We start from the raw sequence: 20625 nt of genomic DNA, 5'->3' as shown, positions 1-20625 counted from the left end.
TGACAGAATCAGGGGTGAATGCCAAATTCATCCTTCAACTGCTGCAACGCGACGGATTCTTCATAACGATACAAATCCTTGTCGAACAATGCATTATGTCCGGCGTTCTGCAAGCTGATCCAGCTATGCGTCGCATAAGGGTCATAGTCGAAATGCTTGAAGCTGTGCCCCATGTTGTTCATATCCGCAAACCACTTTACCCCCACGTCGAGCCGGTCGTAGGCACCGAAAGCAGCACCTTTGCCAACCGGCATGGTGTCCTTACGCGTTTTTTCGAGGTCGATCATCGCCACGTATTCATTCAAACGGCATTCCGGCAAAGGCCATGGCGCCGCGCGATCGACCACCCGCGCATACTCGGCCGTGCGCGCCTGCGGATGCCTGGCAGCCAGCTGCATTACCTCCTCATAACCGGGCCTGTATTCGGTATATTTTTCGGGACCGCAAAGACCGGCTTCCAGCGCCGGGCACACCCAGCATTGCCCGATCCGCCCGATACCTGAAGCGCTGCCGATGCCGTTCACATATTCTCCTACCAGATCACCTTTGAAATACACATCGTTATGGATCACCAGCAGGTACTTCCGGTCCGATTTTTCCCATGCATATTGATAGCGCACCGCATACCGGTAGCGCTTGAAATTCAGCAGGAAATCGAATTTGACATTGTTGGTCCAAAGCCAGACGTTCGGTTTGTAATAGACGATCTTGTTCCCGAAATGATCGAATATGAACTTGAAATTGGGCGGCTCCGGTTGCTTTGCTTCCTCCACGAAGTAGATTTTATTGATCCATTGGTGTGAATGCTTCATGAGCGTCAGCAGCGTCATGGCCGTCTGGTACGGCTTGCCATATGCATTGATCGCCACATCCACACAAGCCTTTGGAGAGTTCGTCATGGTGTATATTGTTCGTTTTTCTGAAACAAGTAGCCAAAGGTTGCCATTAAATCAGAAACGACCTGTTATTCGTTTGAAAAAATTAGTAAGTGTCGTAAAGCAGCATTACACGGCGCTCCGGAACCGCCCAGAGGCAAATATTTCAAAATAAGCAACTCGAACCAACATATCATGTGAAATTTCATATTTTCATTGATCTCAAATTATGGGAGATGTATATTTGAAAAAATTTTAATTATACTGCCCTTATATTTTTAAAATTTTACAAAACGCGCTTACTATTCACAAACCCGTTATTCTGATACCATGAACACGAACCGTCGATCCTTCCTACGCCTGTCAGCCCTCGCCCTGCCGTTCACCCGGGTAAATCAGCTATTTGCCAAAACGCCGACGATCGGCGGTCCGACGGTCGGCGCCCCGACGGTCATCTCCACCTGGGACAGCGGGCAGATCTCCAACGCTGCAGCCTGGCCCGTGCTGGAAAAAGGGGGCCGGGCGCTGGATGCGGTTGAACAAGCGGCCATCGCGATCGAAAACGATGTCAATTGCTGCGTGGGCCTGGGCGGGAATCCCGACCGCGACGGGCATGTGACACTTGACGCCTGTATAATGGACGAAAAGTCGAACTGCGGGGCCGTGGCATTCCTTGAAAGGATCAAACACCCGGTTTCCGTGGCCCGCAAACTGATGGAAACAACCCCGCACGTGTTCCTGGTGGGGGCCGGCGCACAACAATTCGCATTGGCGAACGGTTTCAAACTCGAATCGGGCAAGCTTTCGCCCGACGCCGCCGATGAATATAAAAAGTGGCTTAAAAAAGCCGAATACAAGCCTGTTATCAATATAGAACACAAGCAGTCCAAAGGCCATGGCCCCTTTGCCCCGCAGCGGCTCGACGACGGGTCATTTAACCACGATACCATGGGTACGCTGGCACTCGACGCACAGGGTAACCTGTCGGGTATGTGCACCACGAGCGGCATGGGCTTCAAAATGCGCGGCCGCGTAGGCGACTCCCCTATTATTGGGGCAGGGCTTTTCGTAGATAACGAGGTTGGCGCCGCTACGTCATCGGGACAAGGCGAGGAGGTGATCCGTGTAGCGGGGACCCACCTGGTTGTCGAGTTTATGCGTAATGGCTCATCACCGGAAGAGGCTTGCCAAAAAGCGGTCGAAAGGATCGTAAAACGCGATCCCGAGCGCGCCAAAACGTTTCAGGTAGGTTTCCTGGCCATCAACAAGCAGGGCGAAGTAGGCGCTTATTCCGTCCAACCCGGATTTTCGTACACCATTACCACTCGCGACGGGAAAGGCAAAATCGTAGCCTCCAAAAGCCATTTCGCCTGAGCCCCTATTCAAGTATTTACCAAACACTTAACCATAACAATGAACCTTAAATCGACAGCGGTCCTGCTTGCAGGGCTGCTATGGGCGTCCGGGGCGTATGCACAGCAGCATTCGGAGCAAAACCATTCCAGATACGTTGCTCCTACCGATCCTCTTGTGCAGCAAAAGCTTGCCAAATGGCAGGATATTAAATTCGGTCTGCTGATGCACTGGGGCACATATAGCCAATGGGGCATCGTCGAATCGTGGTCGCTGTGCCCCGAGGACGAGGGATGGTGCGAGCGCCGCGGGCCACATTCGCACGACTGGTACGAATACAAAAAGGCCTATGAAGACATCGCCAAAACGTTCAATCCCGTCAAGTTCAACCCCAAACGCTGGGCCAAGGCTGCCAAAGGTGCCGGTATGAAATATGTCGTTTTTACCACCAAGCATCACGACGGTTTTTCGATGTTCGATTCGAAATATACCGATTACAAGATTACCAACACCCCATTTAAAACCAATCCCAAAGCCAACGTGACCAAGGAAGTGCTCGCCGCGTTCCGCAACGAAGGCTTCATGACAGGCACTTATTTCTCCAAACCCGACTGGCACACCGATTCGTACTGGTGGCCCTATTTCCCGCCAAAAGACCGCAACGTTTCTTACGATCCAAAGAAGCGCCCTGAGCTTTGGAACCAGTTCAAAGACTTTACCTATAACCAGATCGAAGAGCTCATGTCGGACTACGGCTCCGTGGACATTCTCTGGCTCGACGGCGGCTGGGTACGGCCGTTCAGCAGCATCGATACGACTATCAGCTGGCAGAAAACCATTCCCTACGACCAGGACATCGATATGGCGCGGATCGCCAAAATGGCCCGCTCGCACCAACCAGGCCTGCTGGTGGTGGACCGCACGGTCACCGGCGAGTTTGAGAACTATGTGACACCCGAGCAATCGATCCCGGACCACTATATGCCTATTCCCTGGGAATCCTGCATGACCATGGGCGACTCGTGGTCTTACATTCCGAAAGAGAGCTTCAAGTCGACTCATAAACTGGTACATACCCTTGTGGATATTGTAGCCAAAGGTGGTAACCTCCTGCTCAACGTGGCCCCCGGCCCCGACGGCGAATGGCACGAAGAAGCCTACACGCGCCTGGAAGAAATCGGTAAATGGATGAATGTGAATGGCGTCGGTATTTACGAAACCAGGCCGCTCGCCCCCTACCGCGCCGGCAAATGGGCTTATACCAAAAAGGGCAATACTACTTATGCATTTTACCTCGCCGAACCAAACGAAAAGCTGCCGGCGAGCCTAAAACCGGAGGGCATGGACATTCCTGTGAAAGCGAAAATCACATTTGCAGGTAACAAGAAGGCATTGAAAGTGAAGAACGGAGCAATAGAGCTGCCTGCGAAAACCGTTGCTGAGGTAGGTGCGCAGCCGGCTTACTTATTTGTGATTAACTAGGATTTCGAAGAGAAGGATTTATAGATTTCACCCCGGCTTAATACCCGTAAAAGTGTGACGTCGGGGTGGATATATTCGATACCGATCCGCCACTCGCCAATGCGAATCCAGTAATAATGCTCATGGCTTTTCCGCCCTTCCATTTTGCGGTAATCGACGAAAGTACTACCATCCCATTTCCTTTTTCTAAATTGAAATTAAGATTTCTGTTATGCCTTTTCAAATTTTCAAACAACACCTATTAATGACCCTACGGTGAACAGAGAGGAACATGGGCGAAAAGTTTGTGAACTCTTATAAAAAAACGATCTTCACTTTCTATTTGCATCACCCCATCTGTATCATCAGAAACACCTTTTCAAAATGATCAAACAAATAACCGGTCTCCTCTGCCTGACGGCGTCGGTAGTTTTTGCCCAAACACCCCCGAAACCCTACGGCGCATTGCCGGCGCCACGCCAGATCGCGTGGCACGAAACCGAAGTTTACGGTATCATGCACTTTACGCCTACCACTTTCGAGAACAAGGAATGGGGTTATGGGGATGCCGACCCGAAAACATTCAATCCGAGCGATTTCAATGCCGACCAGATCGTACAAGCCGCCAAAGCGGGCGGATTGCGCGGGATCGTGTTGGTTGCAAAACATCACGATGGCTTCTGTCTCTGGCCTACCAAAACCACCGACTACAATATCACCAAAAGTCCGTTCCGTGACGGCAAAGGTGACCTCGTGCGCGAGGTCGCGGACGCGGCGCGCAGGCATGGCCTGAAATTCGGGGTGTATTGCTCGCCATGGGACCGTAACAATGCCAAGTACGGCACGCCGGAATACATTAAAATATACCGCGAGCAGCTTCGTGAGCTTTACACCAATTACGGCGAACTGTTCATGTCATGGCACGATGGCGCCAATGGCGGTGACGGCTATTATGGCGGCGCGCGCGAAAAGCGTTCGATCGACAATACGACCTACTATCAATGGGATTCGACCTGGACAAACCTGACCCGGAAACTACAACCCAACGCAAACATTTTCAGCGATATCGGCTGGGATGTACGTTGGGCAGGCAACGAGGACGGCAGCGTGAATCCCACGTCCTGGGCCACATTGACCCCAAAACCTTCCGAAGGAAAGAATGTGGCAGTGCCCGGACAGGCAAATGCTACTGAAAACCCCGGTGGTACCCGTGGCGGTAAATTCTGGATTCCTGCCGAATGCGACGTGCCATTGCGCAAAGGCTGGTTCTACCACGCCAACGAAAAGCCCAAAACACCGGAGAAGCTGTTTGACCTGTATCTGAAAAGTGTAGGCCGGGGTGCGGCACTCGACCTGGGCCTGGCCCCCGACACGCGCGGCCAGTTGCACGACGACGACGTGGCGGCCCTTAAGACGTTCGGTGACCGCCTCAGAAACACATTCGCGACCAATCTTATCGGCCGTGCCTCTTCAAAGGCGGTGAACGTACGCGGATACAACTCCATTTACAGTGCCAAAAACCTACTCGACGGCAAGCCTGACACCTACTGGGCCACCGATGACGACTTCAAAACCCCGGAAGTGGTGATCGAGCTGAACCAGCCGATCGTGTTTGACATCATCAGTTTGCAGGAATACATCAAACTGGGCCAGCGTATCGAAGAATTTGCCGTCGATGCCTGGATCGGGAATGAATGGAAGGAGATTTGCAAAGGCACCAGCGTAGGTGCCAAGCGTCTGGTCAAACTGGATGTGCCGGTCACATCGAATAAAGTACGCCTCCGTATTACCAAATCCCCGGTAAGCATTGCCATCAGCGAGTTTGGCGTTTACAAGGACTCGGAGTAAGAAAATATATTGGTTACAATGCGAAAGCGCCGGTTGTTGATAACTCAGCCGGCGCTTCTTTAATTGTCTGGTAATGTAATTCCGGGGCAATACGCTCGAACCCTTTCATATGGAGATAATCCCACATAGCACACAAAATAACATTATCATCATTCCTTTGCCAGCCGCTCCAATCGCGCGTACATTTCCAGCATCGCGCCCTGGTCGATCAGCGTTTTAACGGGCTTGCGGCCCAAAAGACCGCTGGCATCGCGTTCGTCCTTCCAGATCCGCTCGGCATCGGCGATAAAAATACTGAGATCCCCCGCCTGCGGATCTACCCCGTGAAGTTCCTCGAAACCTCTCAGCAGCACGACGTTGAACCAATAGTTGTCCGGCAGCTTGCTGTTTCTGTAAAAATGCCTTTTCGAGCCTTCTGCCAGTGCTTTCGCTTCATCCAGGTATTCCATTTTACCGGTAATATTATGCAGCAACACAGCCGACTGCAACATGGTGCCGGTATTATAAGTGTATTTTGCCGAGTCTATTTTCAGCGAAGGGATTTTGATCGCATCGTAGTAGGTACCGTCGGCGGCACGCAGGTTCTTCCTGGTCCAATCATAGAGGCTTATTGCGGTTTTAAGGTATTCCGGCTCTTTTTTGATCTGGTAAAGCTGCAACGCAACCAATATTCCCGGGCCATTCGAGCAGGTATTCTTCGTATTCTTTTCGTCTTCTTTCCAGTAAAGGCCGCCGCCCGCTTTTTCGTCATAGCCGGTCATCATAAACCGGTATATCTCTTCCGCTATCGAGAGGTAATCTTTCTCACCGGTACGGTTGTACGCATCCAGGCACGCGATGGCAATCCATTGGTTGTCGTCATAAAACCGTGAATCCTTTTGCTCACTCATAACATACGCCTGATAACCCGGCGCGGGAGCACTGGTGTTGTAGTATTGCCGGATCGCGCCGAGGACCGGCTTCATATATTGCTTCCCCGGGCTCACTGCCTCCGACTCCGTAGCGGCTTGCAGCAACGCACATAGCGGCCACAGGTACGAATGCGGTTTTTCGTTTTTGCCGTTGGTTTCTAAAAACAAGCCGGTGGATGATTCATAAAACACACCTTCGATGTTGTGGAGAATCTGCCCGCGCCTGGACTTGTAATCGGGGGCGGTTTGCGATACGGCATGACCGAAGCGGGCGATACCCAGCAAAATCAGCGCCGTTGTGTACATTCTTTTCATAAGTAGTTTCGATTTTTTGAATAGAAGGACGTCCCGCAACATTCTCTACTTGAAAGCCTCGCCTCAAAATTACGGGCGACGGGCGCCAGCCAACGGATTCCGTCGAAGCAACGCCATATATTTTTCGCGGAGGGAAAACCCTGCCATCCACCGGTTTTAACGCAGAAGCCATATAATGACCTAAACGTTTTTAAGCAAAATCTATAAAAGTGTCAAATTTTTAATATTATTATCCAAAAATCGATATAAATGGAACATTCCCAACAAGGAACCACTTCGCGGCGCGACTGGATCAAGACAGTGGCAATCGGCGGTGCCGCCGCTGCGACGGGGCAGATAGTCCAGGCAGGTCCGACACAGGCGACACGCAGAGTACCCATCGCCGTTTCGACTTACTCCTACTGGCATTTCCAGGAGAAAAAATACCCGATCGACAAGGTCATCGAAGACGCGGCGAGGCTGGGCTTCGATGGCGTGGAAATCCTGCACCGGCAAATGGAGAACGAGACCATCCCCTATATGAACAAGTTGAAACGGCTTGCATTCGACAACGGGTTGGCGCTTCCGTTACTTTCTATCCACCAGAGCTTTGTGCAGCCCAGGCCCGAAGATCGTAAAAAGGACATTGAACATACCTTAAAATGTATTAACCTTGCGACCCAAATGGGCATTCCGGCGATCCGGATGAACACCGGAAGCTGGCGGACGGTAAAGCGCGATGCAAACTATTACAAGGACGGCAAAGAGCCGCCGATCCAGGGCTATACCGATCAGGATGCCATCAAGTGGTGCATCGAGTCAATGCAGGAATGCCTGATAGCCGCCGAGAAAGCGGGGATTGTGCTGGCGATCGAGAACCATTGGGGGCTGTCGTCGAACATCGACTACCTGCTCGAAATTTACAAGCCGCTGGCATCGTCGCCGGCAATGGGCATGAATGTCGATACGGGTAATTTCGTAGGGGACCCTTACCCGCAATTCGAACGCCTGGCACCATACGCGACGATCGTCCAGGCCAAGACCTATTACGGCGGCGGGCATTATTACGACCTCGATCTCGACTACAAAAAGATCGCGGACATTTTGCGGAAAGCGAATTTCAAAGGCTACGTATCGTTGGAAATGGAAGGCAAGGAAAACCCGGCCACAGCCGTACCGAAAAGCCTCAAAGTATTACGTGAAGCGCTGGGTTAACGGATAAAGCCGGGCTTCGAAGATTTTCATAATTATATTCTATAGTTAATAAAGTGCAGCTTCTCTGGGGCGGCACTTTTTGTTTTTCTTGCCACGAAGAACACTAATTCACACGAAAACGCCATTCGTGTTCTTCGTGGCAAAGGCGCTAGGCACAGCGCCTCGAAGACCCTCGAACAATCAGCTCCGTGTTCAAAACCCGCTTTTCGTTTAACAAAATCTCTTCGGCATCCACCAGCTGCAAGATCCATTCGGCCGTTGTCCGTCCGATCTCCATAGTCGGCTGGCGGACGGTAGTGAGGCCCGGACCGATGTAAGCCGATTCCGCATTGTCGCTGAAACCGACCACGCCGAGCTCGTCGGGGATGGAAATGCCTTTTTCCCGGGCCATCAGCATAATTTCGATTGCCGAGGAATCGTTGACCGCGAAAATCGCATCCGGTCTGTTGGCCAGATCGAGCAGGTATTGCCCGTAAATGCGGGCCTTTTGCTGCGTAAGCATTCCCTGAATAATCATATGGTCATCAACGGATTTACCGTATTTTTCCATCGCGGCCCGGTACCCTCGCAACCGCTCCTGGCTTACCTGCAATGTAAGCGGCCCGCCGAGGTGAGCTATCCGTTCGTAACCATTCAAAATAAGATGTTCGACAGCCCGAAACGACGCTTCGAAGTCGTTTACGACTACTTTGGGCACGTCGATCTGGTCGCACACGCGGTTGAACTGGATCAGGGGAATGCCCCGCTTTGCGAAAAGGCTCAGGTGATCGAAGTTGTTGGTTTCCTGCGTGAGCGAAATCAGTAATCCATCGATCCGGTTGGCGAGCATAGCCTTTGTATTCGAGATTTCGACCTGATACGATTCGTTGCTTTGCATGATAGTGAGATTGTAACCGGCGTGGGTCAGTACCTCGTGTGCCCCGATGATCACGTTCGGAAAAAACTGATTCTGAAATTCCGGAACGATCATTCCAATTGTATTCGTCTTGCTTTTTACCAGACTGTATGCCAACTGGTTAGGCTGATAATCGAGCTGGGCAGCTTTATCGAGCACCGCCTGGCGCGTCTCCGGGCTGATGTCCGCGTGCCCGTGCAATGCCCGGGAAACGGTGGAGTTGGAAACACCCAGTGATTTGGCAATGTCGATAATGGTCGTCTGATGACGCCTGCGCTTCACGAGGGATTCCACCGAATCGTCCTTTTCCGCGTGCGTGAAATAGTAATTGCACCATTTGCAAAGGTATCGCTGCTTGCCCCTTACGTAGCCTGCCTTCATGATGCCATCTACCTGCGCGCACTTCACACATTGAATCATAATATATTGTACTTTTCAAATAAATCGATAAAAAAACAACACTCCTTCCCTTCATTTCCTGGCTGGCTACAAAAATATAAAAATCTCCTATTAATCATCAGCAAAACCATATATCGGTATCGTTTCCGCAAACGTTACCGATAGTTTTTGTTTAATTTCCGGATTTTTATGCGTTAAACCGGCATTGTTGACACCCGCCTGGCCTGCTATATTTAGGTAATAACCGCATTTAGGCACCCTGACCCGATGCGTTAGATGTTACCGGAATGCAGTTTAACGACGCCATACAGTTGCACTATTTCAATTTTACCCTTTTGATAAAACCCTAATTTTTTAACTACATGAAGAAAAAAATACGTGACTTGTTCCTGCTCGGCCTGCTTTGCCTGGGCATAACGCAATCGCTGATCGCGCAGAACGGAACAGTAAAGGGCAAGGTAACCGACGATAAGGGCGAAGCGATCCCCGGCGCCAGCGTAACCGTAAAAGGTTCGCAGCAAGGGACGCTGACGGACGTGGAAGGAGCGTACTCTATTGACGTGCCCGGCAGTGCGACGCTGGTGTTCTCATTCCTCGGCTATTTAAAAGAGGAAGTAGCGGTCGCCAACCGCTCGACGATAGATGTTTCGCTGAAAACAGATACGAAGGCGCTGGAAGAGGTGGTGGTGGTAGGCTATGGAACCCAGCGGAAGATCGAAACGACCGGCTCCATTGCCTCCGTTAAAGCCGCCGATCTGGTGCAGACGCCGGTTGCCAACGTCGCGCAGGGCCTTCAATCGCGGGTAGCGGGCGTGCAGATCAACCAAAACACAGGCTCGCCCGGCGGTAATGTGAGCGTGCGCATCCGGGGTACCAACTCCATCAACGGCTCCTCGGAACCGCTTTACGTAGTCGATGGTATCCAGATTTCCAACGGTGGCGGCATCAACGATGTGAGCCCGCTTTCGACCATTAACCCGAATGATATCGAATCCGTTGAAGTGCTGAAAGACGCCTCGGCATCAGCCATTTACGGTGCACGCGCGGCAAACGGTGTGATCCTCATCACGACCAAACGAGGTAAAAGCGGTGCTACCCGGGTGACTTACGACGGCTACTACGGCAGCCAGAAAGTGAATAAAACGCTCGATGTATTGAATGCCGCCGAGTTTGCACAATTGGAAAATGAGGTGTTTAAGGACAATTACTACGCCAATCCCGCCTCATTGGGCGAAGGTGTCGACTGGCAGAAGGTTATCTTTCGTAAGGCGCCTATCCAGAATCACCAGCTATCGATCAATGGAGGAAATGAAAAAACACAGCTTGCCCTGTCTCTCAATTATTTCGATCAGGAGGGCACATTACGAGGCTCAGCATTTACACGCTACTCCTTTCGCCTGAACCTCGATCATCAGATTAGTAAGAATATTAAAATTGGAACCAGTATTCTCGGCAGCCACTCGATTGCCGACGGCATCCAAACGGGTAGCACCGACATCGGGAATGCGGGGGTTGTGACCAATACTGTGCTTGGAGCCACCATCGGCGCCCCTCCTACGCTGCAACCTTACAGACCTGACGGCACAATTTTCCCGTTCGGGGAACAAGCGAATGGCCGATACCGGGAAGTGACGAATCCATTGAGTTTCATCGAAGTGCTTAACAAAAGAAACATCAAGCGCACACTGACGAACCTATACGGGGAAATCAAGCTGTTTAAAGGACTTACGTATCGCGCCTCGTTTAATCTTGACCAGAAAGGTGAGCTCTACGACTTCTACTCACCACGCGCTATTGTCAACAAAAGCGACCTGACAGATGCTTCCGGGTCAGCAACCAAAGCAAACATCAACAACCTGGCTATACTCCATGAAAGTATCCTGACTTACAGTACCACTTTCGCCAGAAATCACTCATTCAAAGCTACCGCTGTCTTTGGGACGCAAGGCGAGCAGTACAATGAAAACATCATGAATGCGACGGGCTTCCCCAACGACGCGACAAAGAACGAGGCCATGCACCTCGCCCTTACCCGCACTGTCAGCAGCTACCGGAGCAGTCAACGGCTTGATTCCTATATGGGGCGTATCAATTATGGGTTCAAGGACAAGTTCTTCATTGATCTCACTGCCCGGGTGGATGGGTCGAGCAAATTCGGCGCTAATCACAAATATGGCGTTTTCCCGGCCGTATCAGCAGCATACCGGCTTATCGAAGAGCCTTTCATAAAGGACGTATCCTGGCTTTCAGACCTTAAACTTCGCGGTAGCTTCGGGATTACCGGTAACGCCGGCGGCATCGATCCATATCAGTCGCTCGCAACAGTGGGTGCTAATGGGTACAACTACATGCTCAACCACCTTTACGTTACGGGAATTGACCCATCCCGGATTGCTAACAAAGATCTCCGCTGGGAACGATCCGTTCAGACGAACTTCGGTATCGATGTAGGTTTAATGAACAACAGGATCAGTGTGATCGCAGATATTTATCACAAAAAAACAGATGATCTGCTGTTTGAAAAGACGCTGCCAATGAGCTCGGGGTATAACAAGATTCTCGGCAACTTTGCGGGTCTTCAAAACAAGGGTCTCGAACTGGCCGTGAATGCGCGCATTCTCGACGGCGCGTTGAAATGGGACGTTTCCGCTAACACAACCATCAATCGCAACAAAGTGACAACATTGGACGGCGGCGTGACCAATGAGCGCTTCATAACTACTTATACTCTCCTCAAAGTGGGAGAACCATTGGGGGTGTTCAAAACTTATGTGTTTGACGGCGTTAACCAAACGGGCGAAACCATCCTTACGGGATACGACGGACGCCTCGGTGGGCAAAAGGTAAAGGATATCAATGGTGACGGGAAGATCGATGCCAACGACCAGATAATTACCGGTAATCCCAATCCTAAATTCATTTACGGTTTCTCCACCAATCTTTCTTACAAAGGATTCGATCTGGCCGCATTCATTTCCGGTTCGCAAGGGAACGACATCTATAACGCCAGCAGGCTTTCATTTGAAAACCCCCTTGGGCAACGTAATTTGCTCAAAGGCGTTGTAAACCGCTGGTCGCCTACCAATCCCAACAACCAATATGCAAGTGCGTTTCAGGCTGGCCGCCTGCCCATTTCTGACTACGTGGTAGAAGACGGCTCATACCTCCGATGCAAGAACATTACGCTGGGTTATAAGTTGCCCGCATTCAAAGGTGTGCAAGGCATCCGCGTGTATGTGAGCGCGAACAACCTGTTTACAATCACGAATTACAGCGGATTCGATCCGGAGGTTAATACCTACGCAGGCTCTAACACGGCCATTGGCATCGACAACTTGGTGTACCCGCAAGCGAAATCCTTCCTGGGTGGTATCCAGGTCACATTCTGATCAATCCTGAATCCTCTTGCCGAAATTATGAAAAAGCTATTGAAGATATCCAAATACCTGGGCATGGCCGGCACGGCGCTGATCGTAACCTCCTGCCAGCTCGATGAAAAAATCTATTCTTCGATTTATACCGAAAATTTTTATAAAACCGCCGCGGACGCAGAGAAAGCCTTGATTTCCGTGTACGGTGCATTGGGTGGCCTGGGAGGTGGTCCTGCCTTAACGCTGGTCGCCGATTTCAGCGACGACCAGACTTACCCCCGCGGGGTTGTGGGCCGCAATACGCTAACCCAATTCACGTACGATCCCAATTACACCACCCAGAAAAGCAACTCGCGGGTGAACGAATCACCGCAGCAAATATGGCAATCCTGCTATGCAGGTATCGAAAAAGCAAACTGGGTGATTGCCCGGGTACCCGAGGCCAATATGGATGAAACACGCAAGAAACAAATAATTGGGGAAGCGTATTTCCTGAGGGCATTCTTCCATTGGTTTTTGAGTAAAAACTTCGGGGATATACCTGTCAAAGTTACGCCCAGCTACTCGGAAGCCGATGCTTTGACTGCCAAAAGCCCGAAAGCGGATGTTTACAAACAAATCTACGCCGACCTCGACCAGGCACTGAACTCCGGCCTGGTATCGTATCCGAACGTAGAGAAAGGCCGTATAGCGAAGGAGGTGGTGAACGCATTGTATGCCAAAGCCGCATTGTACAACGAGGATTGGGCCAAAGCGCTGGAACAGGCTAAAATCGTGATCAATTCCGGCAAATACTCGCTTATGCCCGATGTCCGCGACGTGTATAAATATGATAAGGAAGACGCCGCACGGGTTGAAAACATGTGGGCCTACGAGGCAGACCCCGTATCGCCGGGCCTCGGCCACCAGCTTACAGGCCTCTGCGGCCCTCCGGGAAGCGCCGGCCCCGAATATGCCCGCACCTCCTATGGCTCGATGTTCGCCTATCAGGCATTCTTCGATTCTTTCGACCCGGCCGACAAGCGCCGCACATTGCTGGATACCAACTACGTCGACAAAACAGGCAAAGTGGTGCCGCAGAGAAGCATTACGCCCATCACTACCAAAGGCGTGCTGATCAAGAAATACCAGGACCCCGTTTCGACTGTCGGCCTGATCCCGAACATTCCGATCTTCCGCCTGCCGGATATGTACCTGATCGCAGCCGAAGCAGAGGCGCGCCTGAACGGCGCGACGGCGGCCGCTTATGATTTCATTAATCCGGTAAGAAAACGCGCCGGCCTGACCGACCTGAAAACCGGTTTGACCAAAGACGCGTTCATCGAAGCCGTTTTACAGGAACGCGCCTGGGAATTCTTCGCGGAGGGCGACCGATGGTACGACCTTACCCGAACCGGCAAGTTCCTGACGGTGATCCCCAAAGCGGTGAACGATGTGTATCCGACCCGGAATGTCAGCGCCAAAAACAGGTATTTCCCGATCCCGCTCGATGAGATCAACGCAAATGCGAAGCTGGAACAGAATCCGGACTGGAAATAGCGCAGGTGCACAAGGAGCCTTCTGTCCGCCCCCTCCGGCCGGGCCCGGAAGGACTTCCTGACAATGCCAAAACGATAAAACGATGATCCAACTAATGCTTTTGTTTTCACTATGCTGCACCTCCCCGAGCCGGGAAGCGCGTGTGCGTGAATTCAAGATCACCGAAAACGATACGCTCAGCTATTCCCTGAAACTCGCCCTCGACGAGAAAGGGCAGCCGCAGTATTTTTTCAGGAACATCTTTACACCGGTTTGCTATACCAATGAATGCAAACCGGTGTATATCAATTTCTATTGGGATTTGCTGGGTAACTACGAACGCTACGACCTGCCCGAAGGCAAAGTGCTCACGAAAGTCGATCATGACGAGTTCAGGGAAGAAGATTATCAGAAATTGCAGGATATCCTCGCTCAACCCAACTCCATTTTCGCCGACCTTAAAATGGAAGACCTGATTACCAAAGGCACGGATAACCTGACGGACTCGGTAGATGCGAAGGCCGGCGCAACTTTGAAAACCATTAAAAACCAGGTGATCGACGGTGCGGTTTATACCTGCTACACGCTCTGGCATATCGCTTACGGCAAAGCGGTACCCGAAATGCGGAAGATCATCGAGACCTATTCGAGCGACGCATTGCTCCACCGCTTTCTGGAAAGCAAAAATCATCACTACCAATATTGGGCAATGGCCAAAGTGATGGACGCAAGCGGCACGGTAAAAGGGCCTTTCGAAAAAGACATCGAGGCGATTATCGCGGGAAAGAATGGTTTCATTGCCAAATATGCCTTACAGCATGTTGGAAATGATTTTTTCAAAACCGAGCAAAGACAGAAATGGCTGTGGGAAACTTATCAGAAAACAGGTTATGCCATGCAAATAGCCATTCTGAAAAAGCTGACCGGCAGCACAATTCCAATTTCGAAACCCTTAGCGGCAAACCTGCAATCCAGCCTGCCCAATGCCAATGAAGAACAAACTCTACTAATCCAAAAAATCTTGCAGAAACTATGAACATCCTTCAAATCAGGAAGTTGTTGGGGATTTTTATTTTGATGTCTTTGATGTTTCCGGCCCTGGCCCAGCATCATGTTTTTGTTGAAACAGAATCATTCGAGGACAAAGGGGGCTGGGTGATCGATCAGCAATCCTTTGTGGTCATGCATTCTTCCTATATCATGGCGCACGGAATGGGACGGCCTGTGAAGGATGCTGCTACCACCGTGAAATTTCCCAAAACCGGCAAATACCATTTGTGGGTGCGCACCAAAGATTGGGCGCCATTTCCAAAAGGACCGGGCAAATTCCAGGTGCTGATCGATGGCAAGTCCACGGGCCAGACTTTTGGCGAAAGTGGCTCGGATGCCTGGAAATGGTATGACGGCGGTGTGGTCGACATTAAAAATACGGATACCCGGCTCGCATTGAAAGACCTTACCGGTTTCAATGGCCGCTGCGATGCACTGCTTTTTACCGACGATCTGAAATTCACCCCGCCCAACGAACTGGAAGCATTGACCGCTTTCCGCCGGAAACTCCTGAACCTGACCGACAAACCCCAGGACGCCGGCCGTTACGACCTCGTGGTGGTAGGCGGTGGCATTGCCGGAACTTGTGCCGCCATTTCAGCGGCGCGGATGGGCCTTACCGTAGCCCTGATCCAGGACCGGCCCGTGCTCGGCGGCAACAACAGCTCGGAAGTACGCGTGCATTTGATGGGCGATGTGGACAAAAACCATTATCCCAAACTGGGCCGCATTGTGCGTGAAATGGATAACGGCGACCCCGGCAATGGGAACCCCGACGCCAAAGAGTATGGCGATGCCCGTAAGATCTCGATCGTGAAGGCCGAAAAGAACATTTCGCTGTTCCTGAACACCCACGTTTTTAAAGTCGAGAAAGAAAATGATATCATCACGGCGGTAGTCGGCCGTGACATTGCCACCAACCAGGAGCGCCGCTTTTCAGGCTCATTCTTTTCCGATTGCACGGGCGATGGCACGGTGGGCTTCCTCGCGGGTGCGGAATTCCGGATGGGACGCGAGAGCAAGGCTGAAACCGGTGAGTCGCTGGCGGCCGAAAAGGCCGATGATTTTACATTGGGTACCTCCAACTTGTGGGCCTCGGTAGATCGTGATACGGTTTCTTCCTTCCCCGAAACACCCTGGGCGATGCAGTTCTCCGATGAGTACCACATCGACGAGCCTAAATCGGACTGGCAATGGGAAACCGGCTTCGGGAATTTCAACACCATTACCCAAGCCGAGCAAATCCGCGACCATAACCTGCGGGCCATTTACGGCAACTGGTCTTATTTAAAGAAAAACAAACCCGCTAAATACGCTAAAAAGGAGTTGGCCTGGGTGGCTTACATCGGCGGAAAACGCGAGTCGCGCAGATTGATCGGCGATTATGTTTTAAATCAAATGGATATTCAGGAAGGCAAATTTTACCCCGACGGCTCGGTAACGGCTACCTGGACCATCGACCTGCATTTCCCCGACGCCAAAAACAGCAAGTATTTCGAAGGCCAGGAGTTTTTCGCGGGTACCAAACACATTAAAGTGGCGCCCTATACGATCCCATACCGCTGCCTCTATTCGAAAAACATTCAGAACCTTTTCATGGCCGGCCGCAATATCAGTACCACGCACGTGGCGTTCGGAAGCACGCGCGTTATGCGTACATGCGGGATGATGGGCGAAGTGGTGGGATTTGCCGCCTACATCGCCACAAAACATAAGACAAGCCCGCGCGGGGTTTACACCGATCATTTGCCGGAACTGGCCGGCATCCTGAAAGGCGAAACGCTTGCGCCCCAACCCTGATTTCCCTTGACCAACATTGCGATACATATTGCCGGAGGAATGTCCACCCTGTTCTCGATGCTGCCATTGGCGACAATGGCAGCCACCGGACGGGATACTACCATGATTTCTATCGATGGCGAGGCCCAGGGCACTACGTATCATATCCGCTATTTCGACCCGCAGAACCGCAATTTCAAACATTCCATCGATTCGATACTCGGCGAATTTGATAAGTGCCTGTCGCTATACCAGCCCGATTCCGAGCTTTCTGTGTTCAATCGTACTTCGCGCCATACCTTCCGTTCGCCGTGGTTTTATGAGGTTTTAAATAAATCAAAAGAAATCTACGAAACGACCGGCGGTGCATTTGACCCTACCATTATGCCGCTTTGGGAGGCTTATGGTTTTGGAATTAAAAAGAACGTGAACCCGGAAAACGTTAACGTGGATTCACTGCTACAATTGGTTGGTTTTAAACAAATTGAATTCGATCAAAAGGAAATCAGGACGAAGCCGGGGGTAAAGCTGGATTTCAACGGCATTGCACAGGGATATTCGGTGGATATTCTGGGCGCATTCCTGAAAAGCCGGCATATTCACCGTTTTATGATCGAAATCGGCGGAGAGGTGGTTTGCTCAGGCATCAAAAATGGGGGCAAGGCATGGGTTACAGGTATCGAGAACCCGCTCAAACCTAATGCATTCGCAGCTACGGTGCAGCTTACCAACCGCGCCATGACCACCGCAGGCAACTACCACAACCACATTACGAGGAACGGTATTACTTATAACCACATCATCAACCCGCGCACCGGGGCGATGGAGCAGACTGAACTTCTCAGCGTGACGGTGTTTGCCAAAGACGCCATTACCGCCGACGGCTACGACACCGCATTCTTCGTCATGGGCCTCGAAGCAACCAAAACCTTTGTGAAAAACCGAAAAGATATCGACGTGTATATGCTTTACACCAATGAGGAAGAGCAACTCATGTCCTTCGCAAGCGACGGTATCAAAGACCTTATTCAGGAAAAATGAAACGAATAACCCTGTTACTTCCCGTTTTACTTGGCGCTTTGGCTTTCGGAAATGCCCTGGCCCAGCGAACGTCCGTAAAAGCACTGACCAACAATTCGATCCGCCTACAATGGCGTGAAACCGGCGGCGCATTAAAAATCGAAGAAGTTGCCGTAAACAAAAAAGGCCAGTGGGCCAGTGTAGCGACGCCCTCCGGGGAATATACATTGCTGTACTCCGAAGCCCGTCCGTCGACGGAAGCTGCCGAAACTTTCGAAAAGATCACCGGCGGCAAATTCCCGGAGGACGCCTACCATTACCAGCAAACTCAATGGAAGGAAAGCACCACCGGCGTAGCATTAAATACTGCCGGGGAGGCTTTCCATTTCTTCCCTCAAACGGGTGCCGCGAAGGACGATGGGCTGGAATTCAAGTCTGAAACCGATGTAGCAACCGTTACCGCGCATTGGAAGATCGATCCCCGGTTCCCGAACGATATTCAGGTAACGATGACTTTGAGCGCGAAGAAAAAGGGTTTCTTCTCCCTCGCAACCCCTACCCTCGCCGCATTGCCTGTCGAGCAGATGAGCTGGGTGTCGGTGCCGGGATATTTCCAGGGGAATTTTATACAAAAGAATTTTGCATTGGCCTATGCCTACGGCCATGGTATCCCCGACCGCCCCGTGGTGTACCGCGAGCGTTGCGCATCGACGCTGAGCCCGCTTGTGAGCAGCAAAGACGGCATTACATTATCCGTAATCCCCGAGCCGGGCGTCGCGCGCGACCCGTGGGCGAAGGACCGGATCACACAGGTCGATTGGCACCTCGGCCTTTCGCATATGAACCGTAAGGCGCAGCTTTCGCCTACATTATATTATCCGGTGCTGGGCGAAGATAAGTCGGAAATGGAGGCGGGGCAGTCGGTTTCCTGGACATTCCGTTACAGCCTCATCGCCGGCGACTGGTTCCAGGCGACGAAGCACGCAGCGATCGACATTTACAAATTCCGCGAGACATTGGCCCTTCGTCAAAGCAAGCAGGCATTGACCGACCGCATCGAAAAGATGCACCATTATCTCACCGATCCGAAGACCTCGCTCTGGAACATCGAGGAGTTCAAGGGGAAGCAGATCGGCGCGCAATCTTATCTTGGCGGCGTGGTGGGTTCGGACAAGGACGCCATGAAAAACTCGGATTACGGCGCGATGTGGATGCTCGCCAATGCAACCGATGATCCCGAACTGACGCAAAAAGTGCTGCCGCCCGCCGAAAACTTCAAACTGGTACAACAGCAAACCGAAGATGGTTTTTTCAAAGGCGCTGTCGAAGGGCAATATTATTTAGCCAAAAAGAAAAAGTTCGTAGAAGAATGGGGCGAAGTGGTGGAACCCATCGCGTTAACCTATTATGTAATGCTGGATGTGGGCAATATGCTGCTTTTCGAGCCAGATAATGCGGAATTGAAGGAACGCCTGCGGATCGGGGCCGAAAAGTTGCTGAGCTGGCAACGCGAAGATGGCAGCTGGGCCGTGGCTTATGACCGCAAAACGGAGCAGGAGATTTTCAAGGACATACAAGACCTGCGTCCAACGTTCTACGGCCTGATTGTCGCGCACCGCATTCTCAAAGACGAAAAATACCTGAAGGCCGCCGAGAAAGGGGCTGACTGGTTTCTCAAAAACGCCGTGGAAACCGGCGCCTTCCTGGGCGTATGCGGGGATGCGCGCTACGCACCCGACTTCGCTACCGGCCAGTCGGCGCAGGCATTACTGGATTTGTTTGATTTAACCCAAAACAAAAAGTACCAGGATGCAGCCGTTATCTGCGCGAAGATTTACACCTCATCCATTTACACGCATCCGATCGCCGACCATGAACTTAAAACCGTGAACGGTACAGCCCGCGAAGATTGGGAGATCAGTCAGACCGGACTGAGCTTCGAGCACGGCGGCATTTTTGGCTCGGCGACGCGGCACGGACCGATCCAGCTCGCGAGCCATGCGGGGCTGTTTATCCGCATGTACCAGCTGACAGGCGAACAGCTTTTCGCCGACATGGCACGTGCCGCCGCTATTGGCCGCGATGCGTTTGTGGACAGCAAAACCAGCGTCGCCTCCTACTACTGGAATGCCATGAACCGCGGGGCCGGCCCCTACCCACACCACGCGTGGTGGCAGATCGGCTGGATTACCGACTACCTGCTATCCGAGGCCGCATTGCGTTCGAATGGCAAGGTCACATTCCCACGCGGTTTTGTGACGCCCAAAGTGGGCCCGCACCAGACCTACGGCTTCGCACCGGGCGACGTTTTTGGTGACAAGGCGATGCTTGTCATTAAAGAAGGCTTCGTCACTGCCGACAGTCCGTCCATCGACCCTGTCGTTTCCAAGTCAACCACCAAAAACACCTATTACGTCACGCTGCTCAACAACAGCCCGCAGCCGACCGCATTCAACCTGAAAATCGACCACAGTAAGGTCTCCGAAACCAATGCCCCAACCATGAAATGGGCCGAAACAAACCAGAAAGCTGCCATCACCAACATCAAACTCCCCGCATTCGGAGCCAGGACGTTGGCTATAAGCTATAAGCAATAGGCTTTAAGCGGTAGGCTTTAAGCAATAGGCTATAAGCTT

The 20625-nt window shown here is 51.7% G+C and carries 13 protein-coding genes; 10 read left to right on the top strand and 3 right to left on the bottom strand.

The annotated features are described in order from the left end of the window. Positions 1 to 8: 8 nt before the first annotated feature. The gene (locus tag ABV298_RS20530; protein ID WP_353718037.1) at positions 9 to 899 is read right to left on the bottom strand and encodes a hypothetical protein; all 891 of its coding nucleotides are present in this window, start codon (positions 897 to 899) and stop codon (positions 9 to 11) included. Positions 900 to 1205: 306 nt separating this feature from the next. Here ABV298_RS20530 and ABV298_RS20525 point away from each other — a divergent pair, with 306 nt between their 5' ends. From ABV298_RS20525 to ABV298_RS20515, 3 genes are all read left to right on the top strand, one after another. Next, the gene (locus ABV298_RS20525) at positions 1206 to 2249 is read left to right on the top strand and encodes a N(4)-(beta-N-acetylglucosaminyl)-L-asparaginase (RefSeq protein ID WP_353718036.1); all 1044 of its coding nucleotides are present in this window, start codon (positions 1206 to 1208) and stop codon (positions 2247 to 2249) included. 39 nt (positions 2250 to 2288) lie between these two features. After that, a complete protein-coding gene (locus ABV298_RS20520; protein ID WP_353718035.1) occupies positions 2289 to 3710 on the top strand; it encodes an alpha-L-fucosidase in 1422 nt (473 codons plus the stop codon). Positions 3711 to 4073: 363 nt separating this feature from the next. Then, positions 4074 to 5537, top strand: coding sequence for an alpha-L-fucosidase (locus ABV298_RS20515; RefSeq protein ID WP_353718034.1), 1464 nt, complete (start codon positions 4074 to 4076; stop codon positions 5535 to 5537). A 149-nt stretch (positions 5538 to 5686) separates the two neighbouring features. Here ABV298_RS20515 and ABV298_RS20510 read toward each other — a convergent pair whose 3' ends face one another. Further along, positions 5687 to 6763, bottom strand: coding sequence for a glycoside hydrolase family 76 protein (locus ABV298_RS20510; RefSeq protein WP_353718033.1), 1077 nt, complete (start codon positions 6761 to 6763; stop codon positions 5687 to 5689). A gap of 249 nt (positions 6764 to 7012) precedes the next feature. Here ABV298_RS20510 and ABV298_RS20505 point away from each other — a divergent pair, with 249 nt between their 5' ends. Next, positions 7013 to 7957, top strand: a complete 945-nt coding sequence (locus ABV298_RS20505; RefSeq protein WP_353718032.1) for a sugar phosphate isomerase/epimerase — start codon at positions 7013 to 7015, stop codon at positions 7955 to 7957. A 148-nt stretch (positions 7958 to 8105) separates the two neighbouring features. On the opposite strand, the gene ABV298_RS20500 is transcribed toward ABV298_RS20505, so the two are convergent. Continuing rightward, positions 8106 to 9272: a substrate-binding domain-containing protein gene (locus ABV298_RS20500; RefSeq protein WP_353718031.1), complete on the bottom strand. Its 1167-nt coding sequence runs from the start codon at positions 9270 to 9272 to the stop codon at positions 8106 to 8108. Between the two features lie 341 nt (positions 9273 to 9613). Here ABV298_RS20500 and ABV298_RS20495 point away from each other — a divergent pair, with 341 nt between their 5' ends. The 6 genes from ABV298_RS20495 to ABV298_RS20470 all read left to right on the top strand — a co-directional run bounded on the left by ABV298_RS20495 (position 9614) and on the right by ABV298_RS20470 (position 20586). Then, positions 9614 to 12640, top strand: coding sequence for a TonB-dependent receptor (locus ABV298_RS20495; RefSeq protein WP_353718030.1), 3027 nt, complete (start codon positions 9614 to 9616; stop codon positions 12638 to 12640). A gap of 27 nt (positions 12641 to 12667) precedes the next feature. Next, a complete protein-coding gene (locus ABV298_RS20490) occupies positions 12668 to 14161 on the top strand; it encodes a RagB/SusD family nutrient uptake outer membrane protein (protein ID WP_353718029.1) in 1494 nt (497 codons plus the stop codon). An 82-nt stretch (positions 14162 to 14243) separates the two neighbouring features. Then, on the top strand, positions 14244 to 15176 hold the full coding sequence (locus ABV298_RS20485) for a hypothetical protein (protein ID WP_353718028.1): 933 nt from the start codon (positions 14244 to 14246) through the stop codon (positions 15174 to 15176). Positions 15177 to 15217: 41 nt separating this feature from the next. Next, complete coding sequence (locus ABV298_RS20480; protein ID WP_353723222.1) at positions 15218 to 16990, top strand: FAD-dependent oxidoreductase; 1773 nt, start codon at positions 15218 to 15220, stop codon at positions 16988 to 16990. 6 nt (positions 16991 to 16996) lie between these two features. Next, on the top strand, positions 16997 to 18010 hold the full coding sequence (locus ABV298_RS20475) for an FAD:protein FMN transferase (RefSeq protein ID WP_353718027.1): 1014 nt from the start codon (positions 16997 to 16999) through the stop codon (positions 18008 to 18010). Further along, positions 18007 to 20586 (top strand): glycerophosphoryl diester phosphodiesterase, encoded by a 2580-nt coding sequence (locus tag ABV298_RS20470; protein ID WP_353718026.1) that lies wholly within the window; start codon positions 18007 to 18009, stop codon positions 20584 to 20586. Before ABV298_RS20475 ends, ABV298_RS20470 begins: the two co-directional genes overlap by 4 nt. Positions 20587 to 20625 lie beyond the last annotated feature (39 nt).

Source organism: Dyadobacter sp. 676 (assembly GCF_040448675.1).
Classification (GTDB): domain Bacteria; phylum Bacteroidota; class Bacteroidia; order Cytophagales; family Spirosomataceae; genus Dyadobacter.
The sequence above is the reverse complement of the archived record's forward strand: the minus strand, read 5'-3'. Positions and strand labels throughout refer to the sequence as shown.

Excerpts from the sequence above, each read along its gene's own strand:
- ABV298_RS20515 (WP_353718034.1), top strand. The coding sequence starts at position 4,074 with ATGATCAAACAAATAACCGGTCTCCTCTGCCTGACGGCGTCGGTAGTT.
- ABV298_RS20505 (WP_353718032.1), top strand. The coding sequence starts at position 7,013 with ATGGAACATTCCCAACAAGGAACCACTTCGCGGCGCGACTGGATCAAG.
- ABV298_RS20480 (WP_353723222.1), top strand. The coding sequence starts at position 15,218 with ATGTCTTTGATGTTTCCGGCCCTGGCCCAGCATCATGTTTTTGTTGAA.
- ABV298_RS20490 (WP_353718029.1), top strand. The coding sequence starts at position 12,668 with ATGAAAAAGCTATTGAAGATATCCAAATACCTGGGCATGGCCGGCACG.
- ABV298_RS20510 (WP_353718033.1), bottom strand. The coding sequence starts at position 6,763 with ATGAAAAGAATGTACACAACGGCGCTGATTTTGCTGGGTATCGCCCGC.
- ABV298_RS20485 (WP_353718028.1), top strand. The coding sequence starts at position 14,244 with ATGATCCAACTAATGCTTTTGTTTTCACTATGCTGCACCTCCCCGAGC.
- ABV298_RS20520 (WP_353718035.1), top strand. The coding sequence starts at position 2,289 with ATGAACCTTAAATCGACAGCGGTCCTGCTTGCAGGGCTGCTATGGGCG.
- ABV298_RS20470 (WP_353718026.1), top strand. The coding sequence starts at position 18,007 with ATGAAACGAATAACCCTGTTACTTCCCGTTTTACTTGGCGCTTTGGCT.
- ABV298_RS20500 (WP_353718031.1), bottom strand. The coding sequence starts at position 9,272 with ATGATTCAATGTGTGAAGTGCGCGCAGGTAGATGGCATCATGAAGGCA.
- ABV298_RS20530 (WP_353718037.1), bottom strand. The coding sequence starts at position 899 with ATGACGAACTCTCCAAAGGCTTGTGTGGATGTGGCGATCAATGCATAT.
- ABV298_RS20525 (WP_353718036.1), top strand. The coding sequence starts at position 1,206 with ATGAACACGAACCGTCGATCCTTCCTACGCCTGTCAGCCCTCGCCCTG.
- ABV298_RS20495 (WP_353718030.1), top strand. The coding sequence starts at position 9,614 with ATGAAGAAAAAAATACGTGACTTGTTCCTGCTCGGCCTGCTTTGCCTG.